The 18,684-nt window shown below is 59.6% G+C and carries 27 protein-coding genes; 6 read left to right on the top strand and 21 right to left on the bottom strand.

The features are described 5' to 3' along the window. Position 1: 1 nt before the first annotated feature. The 20 genes from ACMHYJ_RS02040 to ACMHYJ_RS02135 form a co-directional block, all read right to left on the bottom strand. Positions 2 to 754, bottom strand: a complete 753-nt coding sequence (locus tag ACMHYJ_RS02040) for a hypothetical protein (RefSeq protein ID WP_414244530.1) — start codon at positions 752 to 754, stop codon at positions 2 to 4. Further along, on the bottom strand, positions 744 to 941 hold the full coding sequence (locus tag ACMHYJ_RS02045) for a hypothetical protein (protein WP_414244531.1): 198 nt from the start codon (positions 939 to 941) through the stop codon (positions 744 to 746). The genes ACMHYJ_RS02040 and ACMHYJ_RS02045 overlap by 11 nt, the downstream gene beginning before the upstream one ends. Then, positions 938 to 1,456 (bottom strand): Gp37 family protein, encoded by a 519-nt coding sequence (locus tag ACMHYJ_RS02050; protein WP_414244532.1) that lies wholly within the window; start codon positions 1,454 to 1,456, stop codon positions 938 to 940. The genes ACMHYJ_RS02045 and ACMHYJ_RS02050 overlap by 4 nt, the downstream gene beginning before the upstream one ends. A gap of 1 nt (position 1,457) precedes the next feature. Next, on the bottom strand, positions 1,458 to 1,964 hold the full coding sequence (locus tag ACMHYJ_RS02055; RefSeq protein WP_414244533.1) for a gp436 family protein: 507 nt from the start codon (positions 1,962 to 1,964) through the stop codon (positions 1,458 to 1,460). Between the two features lie 5 nt (positions 1,965 to 1,969). Next, positions 1,970 to 2,962, bottom strand: coding sequence for a major capsid protein (locus ACMHYJ_RS02060; RefSeq protein WP_414244534.1), 993 nt, complete (start codon positions 2,960 to 2,962; stop codon positions 1,970 to 1,972). Positions 2,963 to 2,986: 24 nt separating this feature from the next. Beyond that, on the bottom strand, positions 2,987 to 3,364 hold the full coding sequence (locus ACMHYJ_RS02065) for a head decoration protein (protein ID WP_414244535.1): 378 nt from the start codon (positions 3,362 to 3,364) through the stop codon (positions 2,987 to 2,989). Between the two features lie 9 nt (positions 3,365 to 3,373). After that, the gene (locus ACMHYJ_RS02070; RefSeq protein ID WP_414244536.1) at positions 3,374 to 4,456 is read right to left on the bottom strand and encodes a peptidase; all 1,083 of its coding nucleotides are present in this window, start codon (positions 4,454 to 4,456) and stop codon (positions 3,374 to 3,376) included. Positions 4,457 to 4,660: 204 nt separating this feature from the next. Next, positions 4,661 to 5,161, bottom strand: coding sequence for a phage virion morphogenesis protein (locus ACMHYJ_RS02075; RefSeq protein WP_414244537.1), 501 nt, complete (start codon positions 5,159 to 5,161; stop codon positions 4,661 to 4,663). A gap of 107 nt (positions 5,162 to 5,268) precedes the next feature. Next, positions 5,269 to 6,510, bottom strand: a complete 1,242-nt coding sequence (locus tag ACMHYJ_RS02080) for a PBECR2 nuclease fold domain-containing protein (RefSeq protein ID WP_414244538.1) — start codon at positions 6,508 to 6,510, stop codon at positions 5,269 to 5,271. Further along, the gene (locus ACMHYJ_RS02085; protein ID WP_414244539.1) at positions 6,500 to 7,966 is read right to left on the bottom strand and encodes a DUF935 domain-containing protein; all 1,467 of its coding nucleotides are present in this window, start codon (positions 7,964 to 7,966) and stop codon (positions 6,500 to 6,502) included. The genes ACMHYJ_RS02080 and ACMHYJ_RS02085 overlap by 11 nt, the downstream gene beginning before the upstream one ends. Positions 7,967 to 7,995: 29 nt before the next feature. After that, entirely contained in the window at positions 7,996 to 9,528 is a 1,533-nt protein-coding gene (locus ACMHYJ_RS02090) for a hypothetical protein (protein ID WP_414244540.1), read from the bottom strand. Then, entirely contained in the window at positions 9,525 to 10,088 is a 564-nt protein-coding gene (locus ACMHYJ_RS02095) for a DUF3486 family protein (protein WP_414244541.1), read from the bottom strand. Before ACMHYJ_RS02095 ends, ACMHYJ_RS02090 begins: the two co-directional genes overlap by 4 nt. A gap of 5 nt (positions 10,089 to 10,093) precedes the next feature. Beyond that, positions 10,094 to 10,399 (bottom strand): hypothetical protein, encoded by a 306-nt coding sequence (locus ACMHYJ_RS02100; RefSeq protein ID WP_414244542.1) that lies wholly within the window; start codon positions 10,397 to 10,399, stop codon positions 10,094 to 10,096. Continuing rightward, positions 10,392 to 10,727: a hypothetical protein gene (locus ACMHYJ_RS02105; protein WP_414244543.1), complete on the bottom strand. Its 336-nt coding sequence runs from the start codon at positions 10,725 to 10,727 to the stop codon at positions 10,392 to 10,394. Before ACMHYJ_RS02105 ends, ACMHYJ_RS02100 begins: the two co-directional genes overlap by 8 nt. 114 nt (positions 10,728 to 10,841) lie before the next feature. After that, a complete protein-coding gene (locus tag ACMHYJ_RS02110; protein WP_414244545.1) occupies positions 10,842 to 11,246 on the bottom strand; it encodes a hypothetical protein in 405 nt (134 codons plus the stop codon). Further along, positions 11,237 to 11,854 carry a transglycosylase SLT domain-containing protein gene (locus ACMHYJ_RS02115; protein WP_414244546.1) on the bottom strand — a complete coding sequence of 206 codons (618 nt, stop codon included), beginning with the start codon at positions 11,852 to 11,854 and terminating at the stop codon, positions 11,237 to 11,239. Before ACMHYJ_RS02115 ends, ACMHYJ_RS02110 begins: the two co-directional genes overlap by 10 nt. Further along, positions 11,854 to 12,219 carry a putative holin gene (locus tag ACMHYJ_RS02120; RefSeq protein WP_414244547.1) on the bottom strand — a complete coding sequence of 122 codons (366 nt, stop codon included), beginning with the start codon at positions 12,217 to 12,219 and terminating at the stop codon, positions 11,854 to 11,856. The genes ACMHYJ_RS02115 and ACMHYJ_RS02120 overlap by 1 nt, the downstream gene beginning before the upstream one ends. Positions 12,220 to 12,818: 599 nt before the next feature. Continuing rightward, positions 12,819 to 13,223 carry a hypothetical protein gene (locus ACMHYJ_RS02125; protein ID WP_414244548.1) on the bottom strand — a complete coding sequence of 135 codons (405 nt, stop codon included), beginning with the start codon at positions 13,221 to 13,223 and terminating at the stop codon, positions 12,819 to 12,821. Positions 13,224 to 13,250: 27 nt separating this feature from the next. Further along, positions 13,251 to 13,583 carry a hypothetical protein gene (locus tag ACMHYJ_RS02130; RefSeq protein WP_414244549.1) on the bottom strand — a complete coding sequence of 111 codons (333 nt, stop codon included), beginning with the start codon at positions 13,581 to 13,583 and terminating at the stop codon, positions 13,251 to 13,253. A gap of 23 nt (positions 13,584 to 13,606) precedes the next feature. Then, the gene (locus ACMHYJ_RS02135) at positions 13,607 to 14,026 is read right to left on the bottom strand and encodes a helix-turn-helix domain-containing protein (RefSeq protein WP_414244550.1); all 420 of its coding nucleotides are present in this window, start codon (positions 14,024 to 14,026) and stop codon (positions 13,607 to 13,609) included. Between the two features lie 132 nt (positions 14,027 to 14,158). On the opposite strand from ACMHYJ_RS02135, the gene ACMHYJ_RS02140 reads away from it, so the two are divergent. Further along, complete coding sequence (locus ACMHYJ_RS02140) at positions 14,159 to 14,419, top strand: DNA-binding protein (RefSeq protein WP_414244551.1); 261 nt, start codon at positions 14,159 to 14,161, stop codon at positions 14,417 to 14,419. A gap of 216 nt (positions 14,420 to 14,635) precedes the next feature. Here the strand turns inward: ACMHYJ_RS02140 and ACMHYJ_RS02145 are convergent, their stop codons facing one another. Then, positions 14,636 to 14,929, bottom strand: a complete 294-nt coding sequence (locus ACMHYJ_RS02145; protein ID WP_414244552.1) for a hypothetical protein — start codon at positions 14,927 to 14,929, stop codon at positions 14,636 to 14,638. Positions 14,930 to 15,049: 120 nt separating this feature from the next. Between ACMHYJ_RS02145 and ACMHYJ_RS02150 the strand changes: the two genes are divergently transcribed. The 5 genes from ACMHYJ_RS02150 to ACMHYJ_RS02170 are packed head-to-tail and all read left to right on the top strand — an operon-like array spanning position 15,050 to position 18,682. After that, positions 15,050 to 15,526 (top strand): hypothetical protein, encoded by a 477-nt coding sequence (locus ACMHYJ_RS02150; protein ID WP_414244553.1) that lies wholly within the window; start codon positions 15,050 to 15,052, stop codon positions 15,524 to 15,526. After that, the gene (locus tag ACMHYJ_RS02155; protein WP_414244554.1) at positions 15,523 to 15,735 is read left to right on the top strand and encodes a hypothetical protein; all 213 of its coding nucleotides are present in this window, start codon (positions 15,523 to 15,525) and stop codon (positions 15,733 to 15,735) included. The genes ACMHYJ_RS02150 and ACMHYJ_RS02155 overlap by 4 nt, the downstream gene beginning before the upstream one ends. Further along, a complete protein-coding gene (locus ACMHYJ_RS02160; protein ID WP_414244555.1) occupies positions 15,732 to 16,037 on the top strand; it encodes a helix-turn-helix domain-containing protein in 306 nt (101 codons plus the stop codon). The genes ACMHYJ_RS02155 and ACMHYJ_RS02160 overlap by 4 nt, the downstream gene beginning before the upstream one ends. Before the next feature lie 13 nt (positions 16,038 to 16,050). Then, positions 16,051 to 16,899 (top strand): hypothetical protein, encoded by an 849-nt coding sequence (locus tag ACMHYJ_RS02165; RefSeq protein WP_414244556.1) that lies wholly within the window; start codon positions 16,051 to 16,053, stop codon positions 16,897 to 16,899. Between the two features lie 4 nt (positions 16,900 to 16,903). Then, a complete protein-coding gene (locus tag ACMHYJ_RS02170) occupies positions 16,904 to 18,682 on the top strand; it encodes an integrase (protein ID WP_414244557.1) in 1,779 nt (592 codons plus the stop codon). Positions 18,683 to 18,684: the final 2 nt, after the last annotated feature.

Consider the following 18,684-nt stretch of genomic DNA (forward strand, 5'->3'; position numbering starts at 1 on the left):
GTCAGCTCTCGATATAGCCAAACGGCCCCAGCAGATCACTTGCGGGGATCGAAGTGTCGGGCAGGACAGAACCCGCCACGGTCATGCCCACGAATTCGTCACCCGTGTTGATGAGAGCAAGTTCAGTGAGCGGCGCGGTGGAAACCCGGTACAGAATCACCGTAACCGGGTCACCCCCCTCGGCCAGGTTGATCCCGTCATAGCGCAGCGCAACCTCAGGGGCTGGGGCGGTCATGATGCCGACGCGGCGCACAGCCCCATATTCGTAGTCCGCCGTCGTGGGCTGGCTGAATCCAGTTTCCGGCAGCGCGATCACGTCAATGGCCCCGGCACCGGCATCAACCGAATAGTGCGTGCCCAGGGTCAACCCGTCGACAGCCAGGGCGGACACCTTGCGCTGCGGCAGGTAATAACGCTGACCCACCTCAAGGGTGGGCAATTCATGCGCCGTGACCGACCCCGCGGGCGTGGTGATCTTCTTCCCCCACAGGGTCAGCTCCAGGTTGTCGCCATCGACCTGGTGCCAAACGGAGCTCAAAGCCCCATCAACACCAGTGCGAATCTTGCGCACAGACCGACGCATGCCGCTGTAGGATTCCTTGTGGGTGAATTCCTCGATCTCCATACTGAAGGTCAGTTCCGACACATCCCCCACCCAGCGCCAGGCCCCGATATCGTATTGACCACTTTCATTGCGGGTGCGCGAGGCTACGCTGACGCGGCCCTGGCCGTAGTAATAGGTTTCAACCGTCACGGTTATTCTCCTGGTTGTCTTTGGATGGGTTTTTGCTTGCCGGCGTGGCGGGAACAGACGCTGCGTGGCCGATGCCGCGCTCAACTAGCCAGGCCGCAGACTGATCATTGACTTGCTGCAGGCGGGCGCCGGGCTGATACGATTTGCCTGCATGCGTGTGCGGCCGGTCGAGGATGATGGTTTTCATGGGGTTTCCTGTGTTGGGGTCGTTGATACGCGAGAGGGGCCTGCCGCGCCGTCCCAGGTTTCCGTGGCCAGCTCGATGGCGTATTGCCAGACGCCGCCGGCAGCGCCCAATGGGGTTTCCTGCGTAAACCACAGCGGCCGGGCGCAACCAGGGGGACGAAATCCACGCAAAGCGCCACGCGCGGCGTCCAACATCTCGGCAGCGCCGTGGTCGCCATTCAAGGCCCGCACCAACAAAGTGACCACGAACTTCAGCGTGCGCTTCTGCGGCGCCGAGCGGGCGGGCAGCGCCGGCGCGGACAGGCCCGAGGCCGGCGGCGCCGAGAACTGGCCGCCGCCGTATGACACCAGCAGCGCACCATCAACGTGGTTCAGTTCGTAGTCTTCCGGCCGGTCGGGAAAGAAATCGACGGCCAACAGGTTGCCCAGCTGGTCGGTCAGACGATCAACGACCGCCTGCAAGATGTCCTGTGTGGATACGGTCGTCGCATTCTGGAGCGGTGGAGGAATGGCCATGTCACAGCCTCCACGGCGTTTCGTTGGCAAAACGCTTGGGGCGCGTCTTGACCAGCACCTTGCCGGGCTCGCCTTGAGCGCGGCCATCGGGCAGGCCGAGCGAGACCCGGTTGTCACGGATCAGGCCCAGCGTGTGAATCGAACCGTCGTAGGTGGATTTCACCGTGGCGGGCAGATCACGTTCCGGGCGGCGCGCATACAGAGCATGCCGCGCCAGGCTGACTGCCAGATCGCGGATGACCGTGGGCACCGACGACAAGGGCAGCGTGTAGCGGTTGCGCAGGTAACCGTCGATCAGGTCTTCAGCCTGGTCGATGGCCCGCTGAATGACTGCTGCATCCTGTTCACCGGCCCGCACCTTGGTGGCATCGTCTTGCGACAGTTCAACCAAGGTTCGGGCAGCAATAGATGCCCGCAGGTCATCCAAGGAGCAATAGCGCCCTTGGATGACGTCGCTCGGGGCGATCTGCTGCGGAGCAATCGGCTCATCAACGGATTGACCAGGCATAACCATTACGTCCCGATGGACAGATCCACCGTGGCGCCAGGCACCAGGTTGATCGTGAGCGGATTGGCCTGGGCTTCCAGATCGTAGCCCTTGCCCATATCGCGCTCTTTGGATTTTGCGTAATACGGTTTGCCCAGTGTATTCACGGCCTCGTTGTAATTTGCGGGGGCGTTATAGACTTTGAACATGCCACGAGCGATCGGGAACAGCACGCCGCCGGCGGTCGGAATGTAGTCCTGGCCGGAAACGCGCGCGATGTATTCCTCAAACACGATGCCTGCATACGTGAAGCCGGTACGCAGGTCGCCGCCCAGACGATCCTGCGCGGCCTGCCAGTTGGCGTAGGCGGCTTTCACCTCTTTGTGGCCAGTCAGCCGGTCGAAGAAATCCGGCCCCACGAACGCCCGCCATCCGGTGATGACGATGCCGGTGGCCGCCCGCTCGATCTGGCGCTTGCCATCGAGCAGGCTTTTGCGCGGATCGCCAGAGGCCCCCAAGGCGACCTCTTGTTCGGGCGGCGTGATGCCGAACTCTTCGTGCAGGTCGTAAATCACGCTGGCATCGGCATCCAGGATGCGGCCGCGCAGGGCACCGACGCGGTGCCATTCCTTCGTGGCGTCGATGTTGGCCTTCAGGCGTTCGAGCTCGTCGTTCACGACCGTTGCAACGGACGATACCGGGTTGGTCTGAGAACCGAACTCGACCAGATCCTGCACGTCGGCAGGCAACAGCACACCGGATTGCGGCAGATGCGGGATCTCGAACGGGCGGCGGGCCCGCTTGCTGCGGGACACCGGCGTGGGGTTGTCGGTACGGCTGGCCGTCGGCACCAGCGCCAAGCGGCCCTCGTGGTGCTCGATCAGGACAGTCGTGGTGCGCACCCCCTTTTCCTCGAAAATCCCCAGCGCCCCGGCTTTGCCGGGCACGGTGGGCAGCGCGTTGATCGCGTCCGTCAAGGTCGTGGCGGTGAACAGTTCGCCGTGTTGATTGCGTGACATGATGATCCTCAATTAGTAATAGGGCTACAACGTGGCGCGCGGGACGACGCCCATGGTGATCAGCTGGTCGATCCAGGTGACGATGTCTTCGGGTGAGGCACCATCGGGCCAGATAAGCGCCGCCGTGGCGACCACCGCGCCGCGTTCAATTACGACGCCCGGACGGTCGCTGGCGGACGCAGCAACGTCTTCGGCCAGTACGCCCGTCACGATCTCGACCGTGACGGCGGGATCGGTCTCGGGATCGGGCCCGGCAGGTTCGATTTCGGCGGTCTCGAAAAGCACCTGTCCCATGGGCAGCGCATCGCCTGCAGGCAAGATGCGGCGGCGGCGGGTCCACGCGGGCAGCACTTCGGCAAGCAGCAGATCGCCCAGGGTCTTACGTTGAATTTGTGCGGGCATGACGCCTCCTTATTGACCGGCGCGACGACGGGCGTCGGCTACCAGCGGGTTTTCGACGGGTTGTGCACCGGCAGCACGCGGCTTGGCGGCGAACTCGCCGAACGCGAGCTGAGTCGGCAGGCCCTGCAGCAGCTCCTGCAAGCCGGCGAGCAGCGGGCGCTGCGCATCGCCCTCGCTGAAAGCAAGCGACGCGCCAGACGCATCCGGCGTGGCGGCCAAGTCCAACAGGCCCACGACCAGATCCATGCGTGCGGGCGGCAACTGACCGGCCTCGATCAAGCCTTCGGCAAATGCCACGCTCTGCGCGTGACGAGCTTCGGTCGCCGTTTTCGTTTGCGCGGCGGCCTGGGCTTCAAGCTGGCGTTTGAGGGTGGCGTTTTCCGCCTCGATTTGTTGCATACGCGCGGCATCAGAGGCCGGGCTGGTGGTGGTCGGCGGCACAGGGGGGGTCTCCGTAGTGGTGGATGGTTCTTTAGTGATGGCTTCAGAAAATGCGGCGGCGGCATCGATGCCGGAGAGTTCGTCGCGCATGGATTCGATCTCCCAGTCGGGCACGACACGATCCGCAGCGTCCTGGCCGTGGTTGGTCAGGAACCAGTCGCGCAGACGGCGCCATAGGCTGATCTGCGATGTGACGATGGGATCGGCGAATTCGATGAGCCCCGGCTCGCGCTCGGCGAACTCGACGGCGCGCAGGCCCTTGACGGCCGGCGGCTGGGCGCCGAGGAAACCGACATGACGCAGGTAGTAGCTGCCAGGGACAGGGTTGCCGGGGCTGTTGGGCTCATAGAAGCAAGCGCTGCGCTTCTTGAAGCGGCCGGCCTGAACGAGTTCAGCGAAAGCCGGATCGACCTGATCGGGTTTGGCGTAGAGGCCGTCCTCGCTGAAAGACACGCCAGCCACCCAGCCGTACGCGGGGGCGTCCATGCGCGGATGACCCACAACGATAGGTGCTTCGTGCAGCGCCGGGTCGTATACCCGCGCGCTGGTGGCTAGGTCATCGGCGGTCAGCGTGACGGTCTTGCCGGACACGGACGTAAACGTGCCGGGCCGGAAAATGTGAATCGGGGAGGATAGGGTTTCAGTACTCATGTCGTCATCATGACGACGATGGCCCCGAATGTATTTTCCCCTACGGAAAAATTTGATTGTCGGGGTGGGCCGGATGATTTCGGCGGGCGGCCTCTGACTCTACATCTACAATCCCGCCAGTTCGCGCTGAGGCGCTTTATAAAGCGGGTCCGGCGGCAATTCCAGGGGTTGGTCTAGATGGCCTCAGAAAATCGCACAGCGCCGCTATTTTCCAATCAACGCATTTTGCATGAAGTCTTGCGCTAATTCTAGGATGCGCACCTCGTCGTCGGCGTTCATCCCCAAGAAAGGGCGCGCCGGAATTTTGGCTGCGCCGACGTGCCGGTCACCTATTTTCAACGCCCTGGCCTTTTTAGGTTTGATCGTTCCGCCAAACTGGTGGATGGCGGCATATTCCAGGTTGCTGCCCACCTCCACGGCAGCGCCGTCGACCTGGTAGCGCAGCGTGCCGCCCAGGTAGCCGTCGAGTGTCAGGATTTTATTCTGGTTTTTTTCCTTTGACTTCTGGTAGGCAGGCAAGAGTGCCGCCCACTTGGCCCCATCAGGGCTCTGTTGGTTCTTGAAACGATCACGCGTGGCGTTCAGCATCTCCTCGCCCACGGATAGCAGCAGCACATTGGGGCTGCCCAGCGCCTGGACAGCACGCGCAAGCGTTGCTTCGATGGCTGCGGTATCTGCAGAGACCTCAATATGTGTTCCAGCCATGATCAAAACCCTATAAAATAGTTGTGTCCATCGGATGAGCAGCTGCTGCCACAGCCACCAACCCTACATCCGGGATCAGTCCAGACGGGGTCAGCGTCTGGGCTTTTTCATGGTTGCCGTCGATACAGCCGAACGCCAACTCGCCAGTCGTCTTCAGATTGGGTCTGGCCTTGGAATGCCGTAATCCCCGACCAACCGTCCGGCCCGATCTCAAACACAGACAGAGCTGGTGCAGCTTGGCCCTCAATGTCATACCGGGCGACATAGCGGCGGCGCACCACTGCCTTGTTGGCGCTATACAGCCACTCAATACGCACCCACACCTCATCGGGGTCACGCAAAGCATCGGCCAGCATCAGCAAATACTGTTCACGTCCACGTTTGGTCACTTTCCAGCGACCGTGCGCATCTCGGAACAGATCCGCGCCCACCACTAAACGTTCGCCCAGAACGTCACGCACAATTGCCGGCCGCTCGATCGTTGCACCGAACTCTTGCAGGTAACGTTGCACATAGGTTTCCGGTGCTGCGCCAGCGGGTAAGATGCGCGACGCCTCGAAGGGTCGCGGCGGGGGTAATGTATCGAGTGGGCGACGGTTGGGCACACCAGGACTTGCGGCGCTGCCCGCCAACCCCTCAGGGCGCTCCGTGGGGACGGATGCATCCAGTCGGCTACGCCCAGGTGTATATTCAAAACCCGGATCGACACCCTTGGGCACCTGCACCGTGTGCGGCCCCGTTTCCGAATTCTTGCCGACAACTCGGGTTTCGGTCTCTACGTGTGGGGCTGTGTCGGGCCCTGTCTTGCCCATTCGATCCAGATCACGGTCTGTGTGTGTGGTGACGTAACACTGACACCCCCAGCCGTTCGGCGGATAATGCTCGCGCCACCAGGGGTCATCTGCCGACAACACCAACCCATTCCATACTAAGTGTTCGTGGCGGGGGTGTTCGACGGCCTCGGAGTGGTTGTAGCGCCAGTATGGCCGCGCAGCCTTGACCGCCTGCATCTGCTCGTATCGGCCCGCTGCGTATGAGGTGCGCAGATTGGTTTCGTAAATAACCTTGCTGCGCCATCCGCGTGAACCGTTGTAGTCCCAGCCGTGCCGCGCCACGATGGCGTCGAAATCAGCGCGGAATTGTTCGAGCGTGGTGCCGTCGTTGATAGCCTTTTCCACGGCTGTACGAAAGTCTGATACGATGGCGTCCCGATTGGCACCCGCCACCATGAACGCCCAATCGTGCTCAGCAGCATAGATATCGGCCCAGCTCGTCGTCCCAATATTCAGTTTGCGTCGGAAGAACTCGCTCTGCTCACGAAACGGCAGCGATCCATAACTAGCTGCCACGCGCGGCCTCCTCGACGATCTCATACCTGCCGGCCAGCGCCGCAGCGGCCAGGGCCTGGGCCATGCGCTGGGCATAATCGTCCAGGCTCATACCAGGGAACAGATCCATCAACCCATCGCGCAGCGCCTCCAAGGAATCCACGCGATCGGCCAAGGCCCGAACTGCATCAATCCATCCATCAACCGCGCCGCCCAGAACATCGCTGACCTGGTTAGCCTGGTGAATAGGTGTATCAGCAACCACCGGAGATTCAGCAAAGCCCAGGGCAGGCAGCCCGGGCATGGCCCCGCCGACAGGCGCATCACTGAGATCACCTTCCTGATACCCGTAGGCGCGCTCCCAATACAGCCGCGTGAATCTAGGACCGTTGGCCAGACCACCGAGGCCCTTGTCACGTTCGGCCTGGCGCTGGTCGATCGCGGCCTGATCCCACAGTTCGTACACCGGCGCTGGGCCGCCGAAATTGACCTCCACGTACCAGCGGATGAGCTGGGTCAGCGTAGCCGACACCAACCCCGCATCGGCGTCCCGAATGTCCTCGGCGACTTCGATGCCAGCCTGGGCGGATGCCCGGTTTGCGTCGGCTTCGGTGGTTTGATCCTGGCCGAGCAGTGCGATTGATACCTCACCGGATAGGCGGCGTAAGAACTTATCGTATACGTCTGCAGATCCCGTTTTTCCAGCCGCTTCAATAATTTCGACAGACGAGTCGTCTGGCACCACCCCTACGGCATCGGACACCATTGCGTCCAACTTTTCTAGCAGCTCTTCGGACTCTTGTGTGGAGGCAGATCGTGGCGTTTTGCCAATCAGCCACGGCGACCCATATTTTTCAACGAAACGGTTCCAAAAATCCAACCCACCTTGCTTGAACTTGATGGGCCAAAAACATCGTGCAAGGTCAGGTTGACCATACGGGTTGTCGTAGCTTGCGTCCTGACGGGGCAGCAGGAACTTGCGCCAGGGAACCAACAGACCTTCGCGCCCCGCATCCTTCGCCAGAAACCGCAACCCATTTACAGAATCGAAGGCGAACCATTCGGACGGTTTGCCCACCACATCGGCCACGACCCAGTGCCTGCCCACCATCTGCCAGTCCACTTCCAGGGGCTGGTAGCCATACAGTGGCGCATCCAGAATTTCGCCAATAATGCGCTCCAAATCCAGATCGGCCAGCATCGCCTCGACATCGGCGACGACACGGTCAGCTGCATCCCCCTTGCGCACGCCACGCTCTAGGGCGCGGACGGCTGATTTTCGCCGCCGCACGCAACCACCGACGTGAGGATCTGCACGCAGCGTCCGATAGACCTCGATTGACTTGCCTGCAGCACGCAGCACCGGGTCAGGATTGGGCAGCAGGCCTTCAATTCCGCCGAACCCGCCAATTCGTGATCGACTGGCGATCTGGCCTTTTACAGGTTTGCGTGGGGCACGTGCTTCCGCAAATGCCAAGTGCTGCCCATTAGGCAGGTAGATCCCTGTCACAGCCATCGTTGACCTCTGTTTTGTTGATAGCGGCGCGGCCGCGACGATGCCACGCGCACGGGGCCCTTGTTCAGTTCTCGGCTGGCGAAATACGCCAGCGCGACGGCTACGGCAGCATCGCCGTGGCGCTTGCCCTTATCTTCGCCGGTGGTCCGGGTATCCGGGATGCGTGGCACGCCCTTGATGACTTGCACCGCCCGCAGGTCGGCCAGCACATCGGCATCCTTGGGTAGCCCGTCCAGCGTGCCGTCTTCCAGGGCCGCCTTGACCGGCGGCATGTGTTCTCGGTACCAGGATTCGGTCAGCATCACTTGCTGGATGCGGGACGCTCCATAACGCTGCATGGCTACCTCTGCAAGATATTGGCCATTACCGCGTGCATCGAATGCGCCACCGGTAAACCGGGGCAAGCGATCAAGCAGATAGAACGCCACTTGCTCTTGCTGACGAAACGGCACGTTGCGCAGCTCGACCGTGAACGGCACACGTCGGACAAGGTTATGGTGTTGGATCAGTGGCACATGCACGCTCAAGTCGCCACTGCGCCCAAAGTCTTCGCCGTCAAAAGAGATGGCGTCGCGCGGCAGGCCAACCAGCAGTGGTGCCATCTGTGCTTCAAGCCAATCCCGGCATTCGGCGCCCCTGATATGGTCAGCCAGCAGCTCAAATCCCGCAGCACATTCCCAACGCAACACGGGTGTATCGGCAGACATACGAGATTCAATCAGTGCGCGAGACAGCCAGGCCCCCCCCGAGTTCGCCGGGATGCAGTCCAGTTCTTCGGCCGCGCCAGCGCCATAGAAGGCGTAGACATCATCCATCCAGGCTTTTTCGCCTTCTGACGTCCAGTCGATTCCTCTGCGCAGGCACACGCGCCGGTAAAGGCCATCAGCCACAGCCTCTTGGAATGTGACGCGATGAACAGAGCCTCGACGCCGATTTGATCGGATGTCGTCCACCAGCACATTGAACGGATTATCAACACCGTTGTGCGTTGATATGACATGCACCCGCCCACCCCAGATCAGCATGGCCAGCGCCGCCTTGAGCAGCTCATCCAGCTGTTCATGGAAAGCGGCTTCGTCGATGACGATCAGACCTTGACGGCCCCGCAGGTTTGACGGGCGGCTGGATAGCGCCACGATCCGGAACCCAGACCCTGGAAACTTGATCGTAAAGGTGCGGATATTCTTGTCAGCTTCAGCCTCGCCGTCCCAAAAACCGTCCTCGATCTCTCCTGCCGCGTAATTGAAAGCCCGCGCCCACATGGCACACGCCTGAATGTACTCGATGGTCATATCCTGGTTGTAGGCGATGTAGTAGACGTTCATGCCCCCGGCACTCACATTGGATGCCGCTGTCAGCACGTTGTCTGATGCCTCACCCCAAGTGATGCCGGTTCGACGGGATTTCTCCATCACCTTCAGCGGGGAGTCATCAACAGACCAGCGTTGCTGGTAGCCCATCAGCACCGAAGGAAGTGATGGAGACAGTTGGGTGGCCTTGAGGTCCAGAGGGGCTATCGTCATTTGGCGATGCCCAGTATTTCTTGTTTCAGCTGTTGAACGGCATCAGCAGACAGGCCACCACGCTTTGCGATCTTTTCGACATTGGCGGCTGCAGCCTCGGTCTTGGCCTGGATTTCCAGGCGAAACCGCTTCTGATTGACACTGGCACGCGCCAGGGTGGCAATGTTTTTCGCGGCTTTAGATAGCATGTCGATTCGTTGTGCAGCGGGAATGTCATCTTCAGACGCTGACTGCAGTTCCATGATGCTATCGAACATTTCTGTCTGCACCAGGGCGATCACTGCCTCGGACCGTGAGTCCTGATCATCAGCCGCCGCATCTGTCAGGATACGTGCGGCTTCTGTGCTGGCCCGGATGGCGGCCAAACGACGTTCCAGCTGTTGGCCATATCGGTGCACAGCAGATCGGCTGGGCAAATCGCCCGCCGCATCCGCCGCTGGAAAGCGGCGGCGCAAATCTTCAATCAGTTCGTCAAGCGTCAACCGGCCATTGGCCAGGTGCTTCTCGATATACGTGCGAACATCGTCTGGTAAGCGTCGGATGCTGGACTTTCTGCCCATGCCGATCACCAATATTTTTGAGGACGGGCGATACCGGGTTCGCAATCGACCGTGTATTCCGTGATGTCGGTGCCCAGGCGTGTCAGAGCCGCATGCCATTTCCCGCTTGGTTCTTTCTTGATTTCAACCAGGCGGCGATCGTGCAAATAGTCCAGTTCACGACGCAGTTCCAGGGGTGTTGCATCCGGGTATTCGGCCTGGACCACCGTCAACACCAGCCCCTCGTAAGCACCGATCGGCCGCGCATTGTTCAGCGTCAGCAAGATAATCCATCGCAGCCCTTCGCGGCGCGCGCGTGCCATATCAACCATGATTTCCCCCGATAAGCCCCCGCAATTGGGCGTTTTCCAATTTAGATGCCAGGCCATCCAGCTTGGCCTCGATGACCGATTGCCCCCGCGTGTAGTCTTCCCGGCGGACATATTCCACAGGCAAATTGGCACGCAGCTCCATCAGCTCACGTTCGATGCGCTGCCACTGTCCAGCCTCTTGCCGGTTTGCATCTTCCAGTGTGTTGAAGCGCATGTCCAAGTGCCGCTGAGTCTGCGCAAGGAATACACGCACAACGGTGGCGCAGGCCCCAAAAAATGTCAGCAGCAGTGTGATCAGTTGCCACAATTCAAGCTGAACAGCCATCATTTCCCCTCTGAAATCCAATCAACCACATCCACCAGCCGCCCGGCGCAAACCCCATACAAGTCGTACATTTCTTTCAACGCCACCCCCACCGCATCCATCCCGTCCCCCATCAGCTCAATCGGAGGCGGGCAACGCACCGCGTATTCCACCGGCAGCGGCCTGGGCGGCAGCGGCACGGGCGGTGTCGATGATGCGCATGCTGTCAACATCGAAGCGGCACAGCACAGGATCAGCCGCATTTTTCTGCAAAGCATTCTTCAGTTCCTGAGTCGAGGAGGTTTGGCGTTGCGCCAGCTTGGCCAGGCCTTCGCGCAACTGGCGGCTGGCCGTGGCGCTGGCCTGCAGGTCTGCATGCAGACGGCCCAGCTGCCCGGTCAGTTGAGCCACTTGTTGCTGGGACTGAACCGCCCGCACATCCAGCGCACCCCGGTCATAACCCTTCGAATAGCCAAACCAGGCTGCACCAGCAGCGGCAAAACATAGGGCCACGACCCCCCAGGCATAGGTGGTCACAGACATACCGAGCCCCCCCAGGTCGCATACCGTCGCTGATGCGTGTAAATAATGCGCTGTGGGTAGGCTCGGTTCTCGCGCCAGTTCGCAGCCGAGCGGCCTGCATTAACCTGCTCGACCGAACCGAACCACACCAACCGATCCAGCCCCTTACTGGATGCCAGTGCCTGGTCGCGGCTGATCCAGCCCAGCCCACCGTTATATGCAGATAAGGTCATTGCCCAGGCCTGACAGGCATCAGCTGCACGAACTCGTGCATATAGCCAGGCGTCATAGCGCACCAGGGCGCGCAATGCCCAGGACGGATTGAACGGATCATTGGCCGACAATTCTGGAAAAAGATCAGAGATCCACCGCGCAGTCGCGGGCATAAATTGGGTCAACCCTGCAGCACCCGCCCGCGATACGACTTCAGGGCGCCAGGCAGATTCTTGATGCACCTGGGCGGCCAACAGAGCCACCGGCGCATTCAACCCCAGCACCGCCCGCGCATTGCGGGTCAGTTCGGCCCGATATGGCTGGGCGGCGGCAGGAACCTGGGCATAGACTGGGCTGCACGATGCAATCAAGGCGGGCAGGAATGCTGCAATCCACACACGTTTGGATGGCAGCATCACAACCCCAACGCCACGCCCGTCACGACCCCCGCGACAATGATTGCCCGACGCAAGCAAGCCCAGATAAATACATTCATGTATTCCGTGACAATCGGAAAATCAACGTGGCTGACATTCGGACCACAGGGACCACAACGCCAATCCTTGACCAGATAGCCATCGGGCCGGGCATAGGGAAACAAGGCCCGATCTAGCCAATAAGCCACCACAGCAGCCAGGCTGATCAAAGACAGTTTGTATGCCACAACGGGCAACTGAACAGGGGAAATGGCTGCAATGGCCAGCAACAGAACAACAGCAAGCAGGATAAACGTCGTCATCCGGGGGAAACGGCGGTGAACAGGGAGATTGTCGGGGGGCATAAAAAACTCCAGGCTGAAGATAGGCATCAATAACAACGTAGGTTGTCATGATGACCGTCTTCAGCCTGGATGTATTTTCCCCGAGGGGAAAATTAGCCCGAAATGCGCGGACTTATCGGCTTACACCGTTATTATAAATATTGAAAGCAAAGCCAAAAGGGAAGCGTAATGGGTAAGAGACCAATGGGAATCATCCGGGTAGATGATTCCAGTTTAACGGAAGCAGTGCGTACCACATACAGCGAACAAGTCGTTCTTGAATTTATTCAGAAGAATCTTCACCGCCTAGCTCCAATCGCTGCGCCACGATTTGAGACCAATAGTCAGCGCGAGCCACATATGCTCGCTTCACTTCCGCGAGGCCCGCAGAATTGGGTGGTAATTTGGATGAAAACCGGATGGCACGCCCTGTCGCGGCGGCGGCTAAATCGGTCCAAATTAAGTTGAGTGTTTCAGGGTCGCGATGCGAGGTGATCAGTGCCGCCAATATCTCCGAATCAACCTCTGCTCAAACACTTTTTCCAAAGAAATTTCGGGTTCATCCATGAAATTTTCCCTTTTTAAATTTGTTTGGTAGGGCCGCATGTACCCGCATTACATCAGGGATAACTTCCAAGCCCCTGCAACCCCGTAGCCGGGTCCACCGTTTCATTGCCTTTATTGCAGCCCCGCCGCACCTGCGTATCCTGCAACTGCGCCAGCCGCCGATTCGCTGCCTCCATGGCCGCTGATTTTTCCATCACATTGCCCATGCCAAAATCCCCCAGGAACGACAGGACAGACCGGCCATCAAACTGGCTTTCCTTCTCCACATGGGCCAGATACCCATGGACTTTGGCTGTCTCCAGTTCCATTTCCCGGCACGTCATCGTTTGGCGCTCGTAATCGGTCAGCTCGCCTTGGCGGCCATAATTCTTCGTGGCGCAGCCGGTCAAAAATAACGTCGTCATCAACGCGCCCAAGGCGAGAAGTTTTCGGTTGCCATTTACTCTGCAAAGATGCATACAAATCCCTTGTTTTTTTGTTTGCTGTTAATTTGTCACCCCAGGCATGACCTGGGTGCTGTTGGCTCGAACGAAGATACCGTTCGCATCAAACAAAAGGTGCGCGGTTTTCCCCTGACTGGTGGTGCTCATAAATTGAGACTGCGCCTTGATATATGTCCAACCTAATATCTTGCTTCCATCGCCTAGATTCGTAACGGAAACAGGGCTGGCCCCCATAAGACGCACGGCATCATCAACAGTGGATACGCCCGGCACCAGCACCTGAACAGCTTCCATATTGAAATCCTGACCGCTCGTGGCCGTTGCGCAGCCAGCCAAGCTCAATAGCAATATGGCTGGGAAAAATAGGGATTTCATGATTGATCTCATATCACCAAAACTCATCGTTTGCGGCCACCTTGGGCCACGTCGCGTTGCGATGCCACAAAGGCGGCGTCGCGGATGAACCGCCGCCGATCAGGCGATGTGTGACGGTAGTTGTCCAACAACATTTCTTCATCACGGCTGAGGGGTCTGGGGGCGGCTTGTGTCGGCAAACCCGTCGTTAACGACGGGTTTGGTGTCGGCTGCTTGTCGCTATCCAAATCGTGCGACGTCGCACGATTTGACCGTTTGCCAGTTAATACATAGAGAACATCTACCCCGACCTTTGCGAGTTCCGCCAATTGCACGGCTGTTGGCGAAGACACTCCCTTCTCCCAATCGATCAGAGTCCTCTTCTTAGATCCGGCAATTTCCGCGAAAGCAGGCTGCGCGTAGCCAAGCCTCTCACGCTCCTCTCTTAAGCGCATACCAATCATGCAAATTTTCACACCATTCGATTGACTGGTGCAAATTTTTGCACCATAATTACTACATACCAGTTATTACCACCACGGCCTAGTTCTTACGTTCCAGCGTAGACCAGGCCACCCAAACAAAGGAGTTCCTCCATGAAATTGCGCACGATCGAGGAGGTGCGAGCCGAGTTTCAGGCCAGCGGCACCTCCATTTCTCAATGGGCCGTCGCCAACGGATTTTCCCCCATCTCTGTGTACCACATCCTGCATGGTCGCCGCCAAGGCGTGCGCGGCGAATCGCACAACATTGCCGTGAAACTGGGCCTGAAAGAAGGTGTCATCAGCCGCCAACCAAGCCGGGTTTCGGATGTGCCCCGCCGCCGTACTTCAACCATTGCCTCTGCTGGAGTGTAACAGTCATGTCACGAATTGATCTCAACAAAATCTCCGACGACACCTTACTGGCTGCAGCCGACCTAGTTCGCCAAGCGACTCGGCCAGATGGCACGCGCACGATGTCGATGCGGTCTGCTGTCTTCGTGGTGCAAAAAGTCGTCCAGCAGTGGGCCGCCTCGCAAACGGCCTACGAAGCAGCGCAGCAGGCCGCATCTGATCCAGAAACCCGGCAGCTTATTTCAGACCTCGGCGCACTGGATGCTTTTCATCGACGGGGATACTCGATAGCCAGCTGCGCGTTCCCTCCTGGCGTTGGCGCAATTCGTCATACAGATATGGCGGCGCATGTTGCGTGAACGTTTGGAGAACTTCCATGATTTCATCGTTCGTAGCCAACCCTCGGTGCTTTATGAAATACAGCAGGGTTTTGCTTAAATTCAGCGCCTCCAAGGTATCCACCAGCGGCAATAGCCGGGGGGATTCATGCAGTTCACGAAAATTTCCTGCGCCATCTTTTACCAGTTCCATGGGTTCCTCCGTTGTGGTTGGTGAGAAACACTGTATCGCAAAAAATCACGGATTCCTGGATTCCAAAAAAGCGTTTTTTCGGACGCGTCCCGGCACCAGCACCGGGATGGGGGTCTGAACATGGCACGCAATTGGAAACGGGTCTACCCGAACTCCATTACCGAGGCCCTGCGTTTGTGTAAAGACCACGCCTTTGAACGCAAGCGGCTGTCGGTCGAGCGCATCGCCGAACTGCTCGGCGTCAGCGCGGATGTCCTTTACAAATGGTTATCGACCGGACGAATGCCCGCCAGTGTCATCCCTGGATACGAGCACGCCTGCGGCATTGCCTTGGCATCGCGCTACCTGGCTACCAGCAGTGGCCGACTGGTTATCGATATGCCCAGGGGCAAGACGCCAGACGCAGCATCCCTACAAGACTTGCAGATGGCTTTGCATGGAGCCGTCGGGGCATTGCTGGACTACTACAACCTGGGAGCCGACACCGGACGGACTGCCGCCGCCGTCATGGCGGGGCTAGAACAGCTGGCCTATCACCACAACAACGTCCAGCAGGCCGATGCGCCCACGCTAGACCTTTGGGAGCACGAATCATGAGCCAAATCACCGTGCAATTGACGCGCACACCCGGCCTCCGGCCACAGCCCGTGATCTGCCTGAACGGCGAGCCGTTTTACGAAGCCGAATTCAGCCCAGCCCGCGCCCGACGCATTGCCGCACTACTGATCCAGCTGGCTGATAGTGCCGAGCTGGTAGACGTTTCCGACCCCCGCTGGTGGCCAGAATCCCAGGTGGTGGAGGCATGAGCACCCCGACCACCATAGCCAGCGCATTGAAGGTCTTGGCCGTGTGGGAAGCCCTGAAGGGCCACACGCTGACCGGCCTGTCGAACACTGAAATCGCCGCTGCCACGGGCCAGTCGGCCCCCAATGTCAGTCGGGCGTTGGCCACCCTGGCCGAGGGCGGCTACGTCACCCGTTACGAGTCGGGCCGCTATGCCCATAGCGTCAAGACGCTGCAGATTGCCCAGGCTCATGCCAATCACATGCATCAATTTCGCGCCCGAGCGGCTGAACTCGACCAGCGCATCGCCGCAGGCGCCAACTGAATGAGGATTTTCGATGTCTCTTAAAACCATTTCAGCCCCCCAGGCCCCTGGCTCAGAGGATGCGCACCAAATCGACGCGGTGCAGCACGCCGAGGTTGAACGCATGGCCGTCATCCTGCGGCAATTCGGGGACGGCGTGCCGTTTGAACCCTATCGCTACGAGATGATCATCCGTGACCATCTGTCCCGGTCCGCCGAAGCCATGCTGGCGGCGGGCCGGGCATTGATTGTGGCCCGGGAATCGCTGGCACACGGTGATTGGATGCCTTTCATTGAGCGCATCGGCCTGGAAGAAAGTTTGGCACGGCGCATGATGCAGGCCGCGTACAAGTTTTGTGATGACAAAACGGTCAAATTGGTGCAGGCGGCAGGCAATAAGTCCAAGCTCTTTGAACTGCTGGTTCTGGACGATGATGAAATCCAGGAGCTGACTGATGGCGGCACTGTCGCGGGCCTGGAAATCGACGATATCAAACGCAAGGGCGTGCGGGAATTACGGGCGGCCCTGCGCGATGCCTTAGAAGAAAAAAAGGCCAGCGAAAAGTTGCTGGCCGATAAAAACGAAAAAATCGACGCGCTGCAGACCAATCTGGAAAAGACCAAAAACCGGATTGCCGCCGGAACGGTGGAGGAACAAACCATCGAAGCCACCAACGACGTGGCCGGTATCTGCCTGCGCCTGATGGCCGACATCATGACGCCCATGCGCGAGTCGATCAGCCGCCTGCTGGAACTGCAGCCGGGGGCCGGGGCGGTCGTGACCGGTCACATCGCCCAAATCCAACAAGCGTTGGACGAAGTCAGCACCGAATTCCTGCTGGGTCAGGTTGTAGCCAATACACCGGACTGGGCACAGGAATGAGGCTATGCAAGGGGCGATCAACCAGCAACTTTATGAATATGCGGTGCGCTGGCAACAGGCGGGGCATGGCCACAAGGGCCGGGTCATCGACGAAGCCGCACTGAACCTGGGCCTGTCACGGGCCACCTTACATCGGGAGTTCAAAAACATGGTTTTCACCAAACGACGCAAGCGCCGCAGTGATGCGGGCACCAGCGCCCTGACTCAGGCCGAAGCGGCCACCATCTGCGCGGTGGTGCTGGAACACATGCGTAAAAACGGCAAACGCATCAAGGCGTTTGCGCAGGCCGTGGACGAATGCCGCGCCTTGAAATTGATCCAGGCGGAACGCATCCACCCGACGACCGGCGAGGTCACCAGTCTATCGACCAGCGCGGTGATTGCGGGCCTGCGCCTGTACCACATGCACCCGGACCAGGTTTTGCGGGCCAAACCAGCGATCAGCATGTCCAGCAAGCACCCGAACCACTGCTGGCAGATCGACGCATCGCGCTGCATCATGTTTTTTCTGCCACCCGAGCAACGTACCGGCAGAGACAACGGCCTGCGCTTTGCCGATGACGAAGCCCAGTTCTATAAGAACAAGCCCGAAAACCAGATCAAGGCCATCCGGCAGGCGTTGTGGCGTTATGTGGTGACGGATCATCGCAGTGGCTGGGTGTTTGTCGATTATGTGACCCAGGGCGAAACGTCAACCAACCTGATCCATTGTTTTATTGAAGCCATGGTTCAGCGGGCCGGTGAGGCCATGCACGGGGTGCCCAACATCATCATGCTGGACCCGGGCAGCGCCAACACCAGCGCCGCATTCAAAAACCTGTGCCAGCAGCTGCAAATCCGCTTGCAGGTGAATGCAGTCGGCCAGCCACGGGCCAAGGGGCAGGTGGAAAAAAGCCAGGATATTGTGGAGCGCAACTTTGAAGCGGCGCTGCGCACGCTGCAGCCTGAGCAAGTCAAGACACTGGAACAAATCCGGGCCTTGGCCGCGCGGTGGCGCAGGAGCTTTAACGGCACTGCAGTCATGCGCCGCCACGGGATGACCCGCGACGCCGCCTGGCTGCACATTACCAGCGATCAGCTGATAGAAGCGCCGGATGCGGAATTGATGGCCCAGGCCGCCAACACAGCACCCGTGAGCCGTGTGGTGGATGATTTTCTGCGCATCAGCTTTATGGGCCGGGAGTACGACGTGGCGCAGGTGCCCGGGGTCTGCAATGGGGAAAAGCTGCTGATCTGCCGCAACGTCATGGTCAAAGACGGGGCATTGGCCTTGGTGCCGGGGGCCGATGGCCACGACGAATACCACGTGCTGCCCGAAGTCATTCGAGACGAATTTGGCCAGGTCGGGCCTGTGATCGGCGAAGCATACGCCAGCCATGCCGACACCCCGGCCCAAAAAGCGGCAAAAACCGTTGAGTTGACAGCCATGGATGCCGAAACGCTGGACGAAGCGGCCGCTAAACGCAAGGCTAAGAGCGCATTCTTGGGCGGCCGGTACGACCCGTTCGTACTGATTGACCGACCCGTGCCACAGCCCATACCCAAATCGGGGACGGAACACGCCATGAGCCACGCCGCCAGCCAAGTTGTGCTGCCGCCCATGACTCATATTCAAGTGGCCAAGGCGCTGCGCGGCAAGTTTGAAGCCTGGGGGGCCCGGCACTACCAGTGGCTGCTTGAACGGTACCCGGATGGAGTGCCTGCGGATCAGCTGGATACCGTTGAAGCGGCCTTGCGGCAGGCGACGGCCCCGCGTGTTTTGCCCATGACCCGGGTGGCGTAGGG

The organism is Castellaniella hirudinis (genome assembly GCF_047468865.1).
Classification (GTDB): Bacteria; Pseudomonadota; Gammaproteobacteria; order Burkholderiales; family Burkholderiaceae_B; genus Castellaniella; species Castellaniella hirudinis_A.

Coding starts and splice junctions, on each gene's coding strand:
- ACMHYJ_RS02055 (WP_414244533.1), bottom strand. CDS start 1,964: ATGCCTGGTCAATCCGTTGATGAGCCGATTGCTCCGCAGCAGATCGCC.
- ACMHYJ_RS02165 (WP_414244556.1), top strand. CDS start 16,051: ATGTCTCTTAAAACCATTTCAGCCCCCCAGGCCCCTGGCTCAGAGGAT.
- ACMHYJ_RS02150 (WP_414244553.1), top strand. CDS start 15,050: ATGGCACGCAATTGGAAACGGGTCTACCCGAACTCCATTACCGAGGCC.
- ACMHYJ_RS02060 (WP_414244534.1), bottom strand. CDS start 2,962: ATGTCACGCAATCAACACGGCGAACTGTTCACCGCCACGACCTTGACG.
- ACMHYJ_RS02065 (WP_414244535.1), bottom strand. CDS start 3,364: ATGCCCGCACAAATTCAACGTAAGACCCTGGGCGATCTGCTGCTTGCC.
- ACMHYJ_RS02140 (WP_414244551.1), top strand. CDS start 14,159: ATGAAATTGCGCACGATCGAGGAGGTGCGAGCCGAGTTTCAGGCCAGC.
- ACMHYJ_RS02095 (WP_414244541.1), bottom strand. CDS start 10,088: ATGGGCAGAAAGTCCAGCATCCGACGCTTACCAGACGATGTTCGCACG.
- ACMHYJ_RS02145 (WP_414244552.1), bottom strand. CDS start 14,929: ATGGAACTGGTAAAAGATGGCGCAGGAAATTTTCGTGAACTGCATGAA.
- ACMHYJ_RS02045 (WP_414244531.1), bottom strand. CDS start 941: ATGAAAACCATCATCCTCGACCGGCCGCACACGCATGCAGGCAAATCG.
- ACMHYJ_RS02105 (WP_414244543.1), bottom strand. CDS start 10,727: ATGATGGCTGTTCAGCTTGAATTGTGGCAACTGATCACACTGCTGCTG.
- ACMHYJ_RS02050 (WP_414244532.1), bottom strand. CDS start 1,456: ATGGCCATTCCTCCACCGCTCCAGAATGCGACGACCGTATCCACACAG.
- ACMHYJ_RS02100 (WP_414244542.1), bottom strand. CDS start 10,399: ATGGTTGATATGGCACGCGCGCGCCGCGAAGGGCTGCGATGGATTATC.
- ACMHYJ_RS02155 (WP_414244554.1), top strand. CDS start 15,523: ATGAGCCAAATCACCGTGCAATTGACGCGCACACCCGGCCTCCGGCCA.
- ACMHYJ_RS02115 (WP_414244546.1), bottom strand. CDS start 11,854: ATGCTGCCATCCAAACGTGTGTGGATTGCAGCATTCCTGCCCGCCTTG.
- ACMHYJ_RS02135 (WP_414244550.1), bottom strand. CDS start 14,026: ATGATTGGTATGCGCTTAAGAGAGGAGCGTGAGAGGCTTGGCTACGCG.
- ACMHYJ_RS02160 (WP_414244555.1), top strand. CDS start 15,732: ATGAGCACCCCGACCACCATAGCCAGCGCATTGAAGGTCTTGGCCGTG.
- ACMHYJ_RS02125 (WP_414244548.1), bottom strand. CDS start 13,223: ATGCATCTTTGCAGAGTAAATGGCAACCGAAAACTTCTCGCCTTGGGC.
- ACMHYJ_RS02130 (WP_414244549.1), bottom strand. CDS start 13,583: ATGAAATCCCTATTTTTCCCAGCCATATTGCTATTGAGCTTGGCTGGC.
- ACMHYJ_RS02070 (WP_414244536.1), bottom strand. CDS start 4,456: ATGAGTACTGAAACCCTATCCTCCCCGATTCACATTTTCCGGCCCGGC.
- ACMHYJ_RS02170 (WP_414244557.1), top strand. CDS start 16,904: ATGCAAGGGGCGATCAACCAGCAACTTTATGAATATGCGGTGCGCTGG.
- ACMHYJ_RS02120 (WP_414244547.1), bottom strand. CDS start 12,219: ATGCCCCCCGACAATCTCCCTGTTCACCGCCGTTTCCCCCGGATGACG.
- ACMHYJ_RS02075 (WP_414244537.1), bottom strand. CDS start 5,161: ATGGCTGGAACACATATTGAGGTCTCTGCAGATACCGCAGCCATCGAA.
- ACMHYJ_RS02110 (WP_414244545.1), bottom strand. CDS start 11,246: ATGTCTGTGACCACCTATGCCTGGGGGGTCGTGGCCCTATGTTTTGCC.
- ACMHYJ_RS02090 (WP_414244540.1), bottom strand. CDS start 9,528: ATGACGATAGCCCCTCTGGACCTCAAGGCCACCCAACTGTCTCCATCA.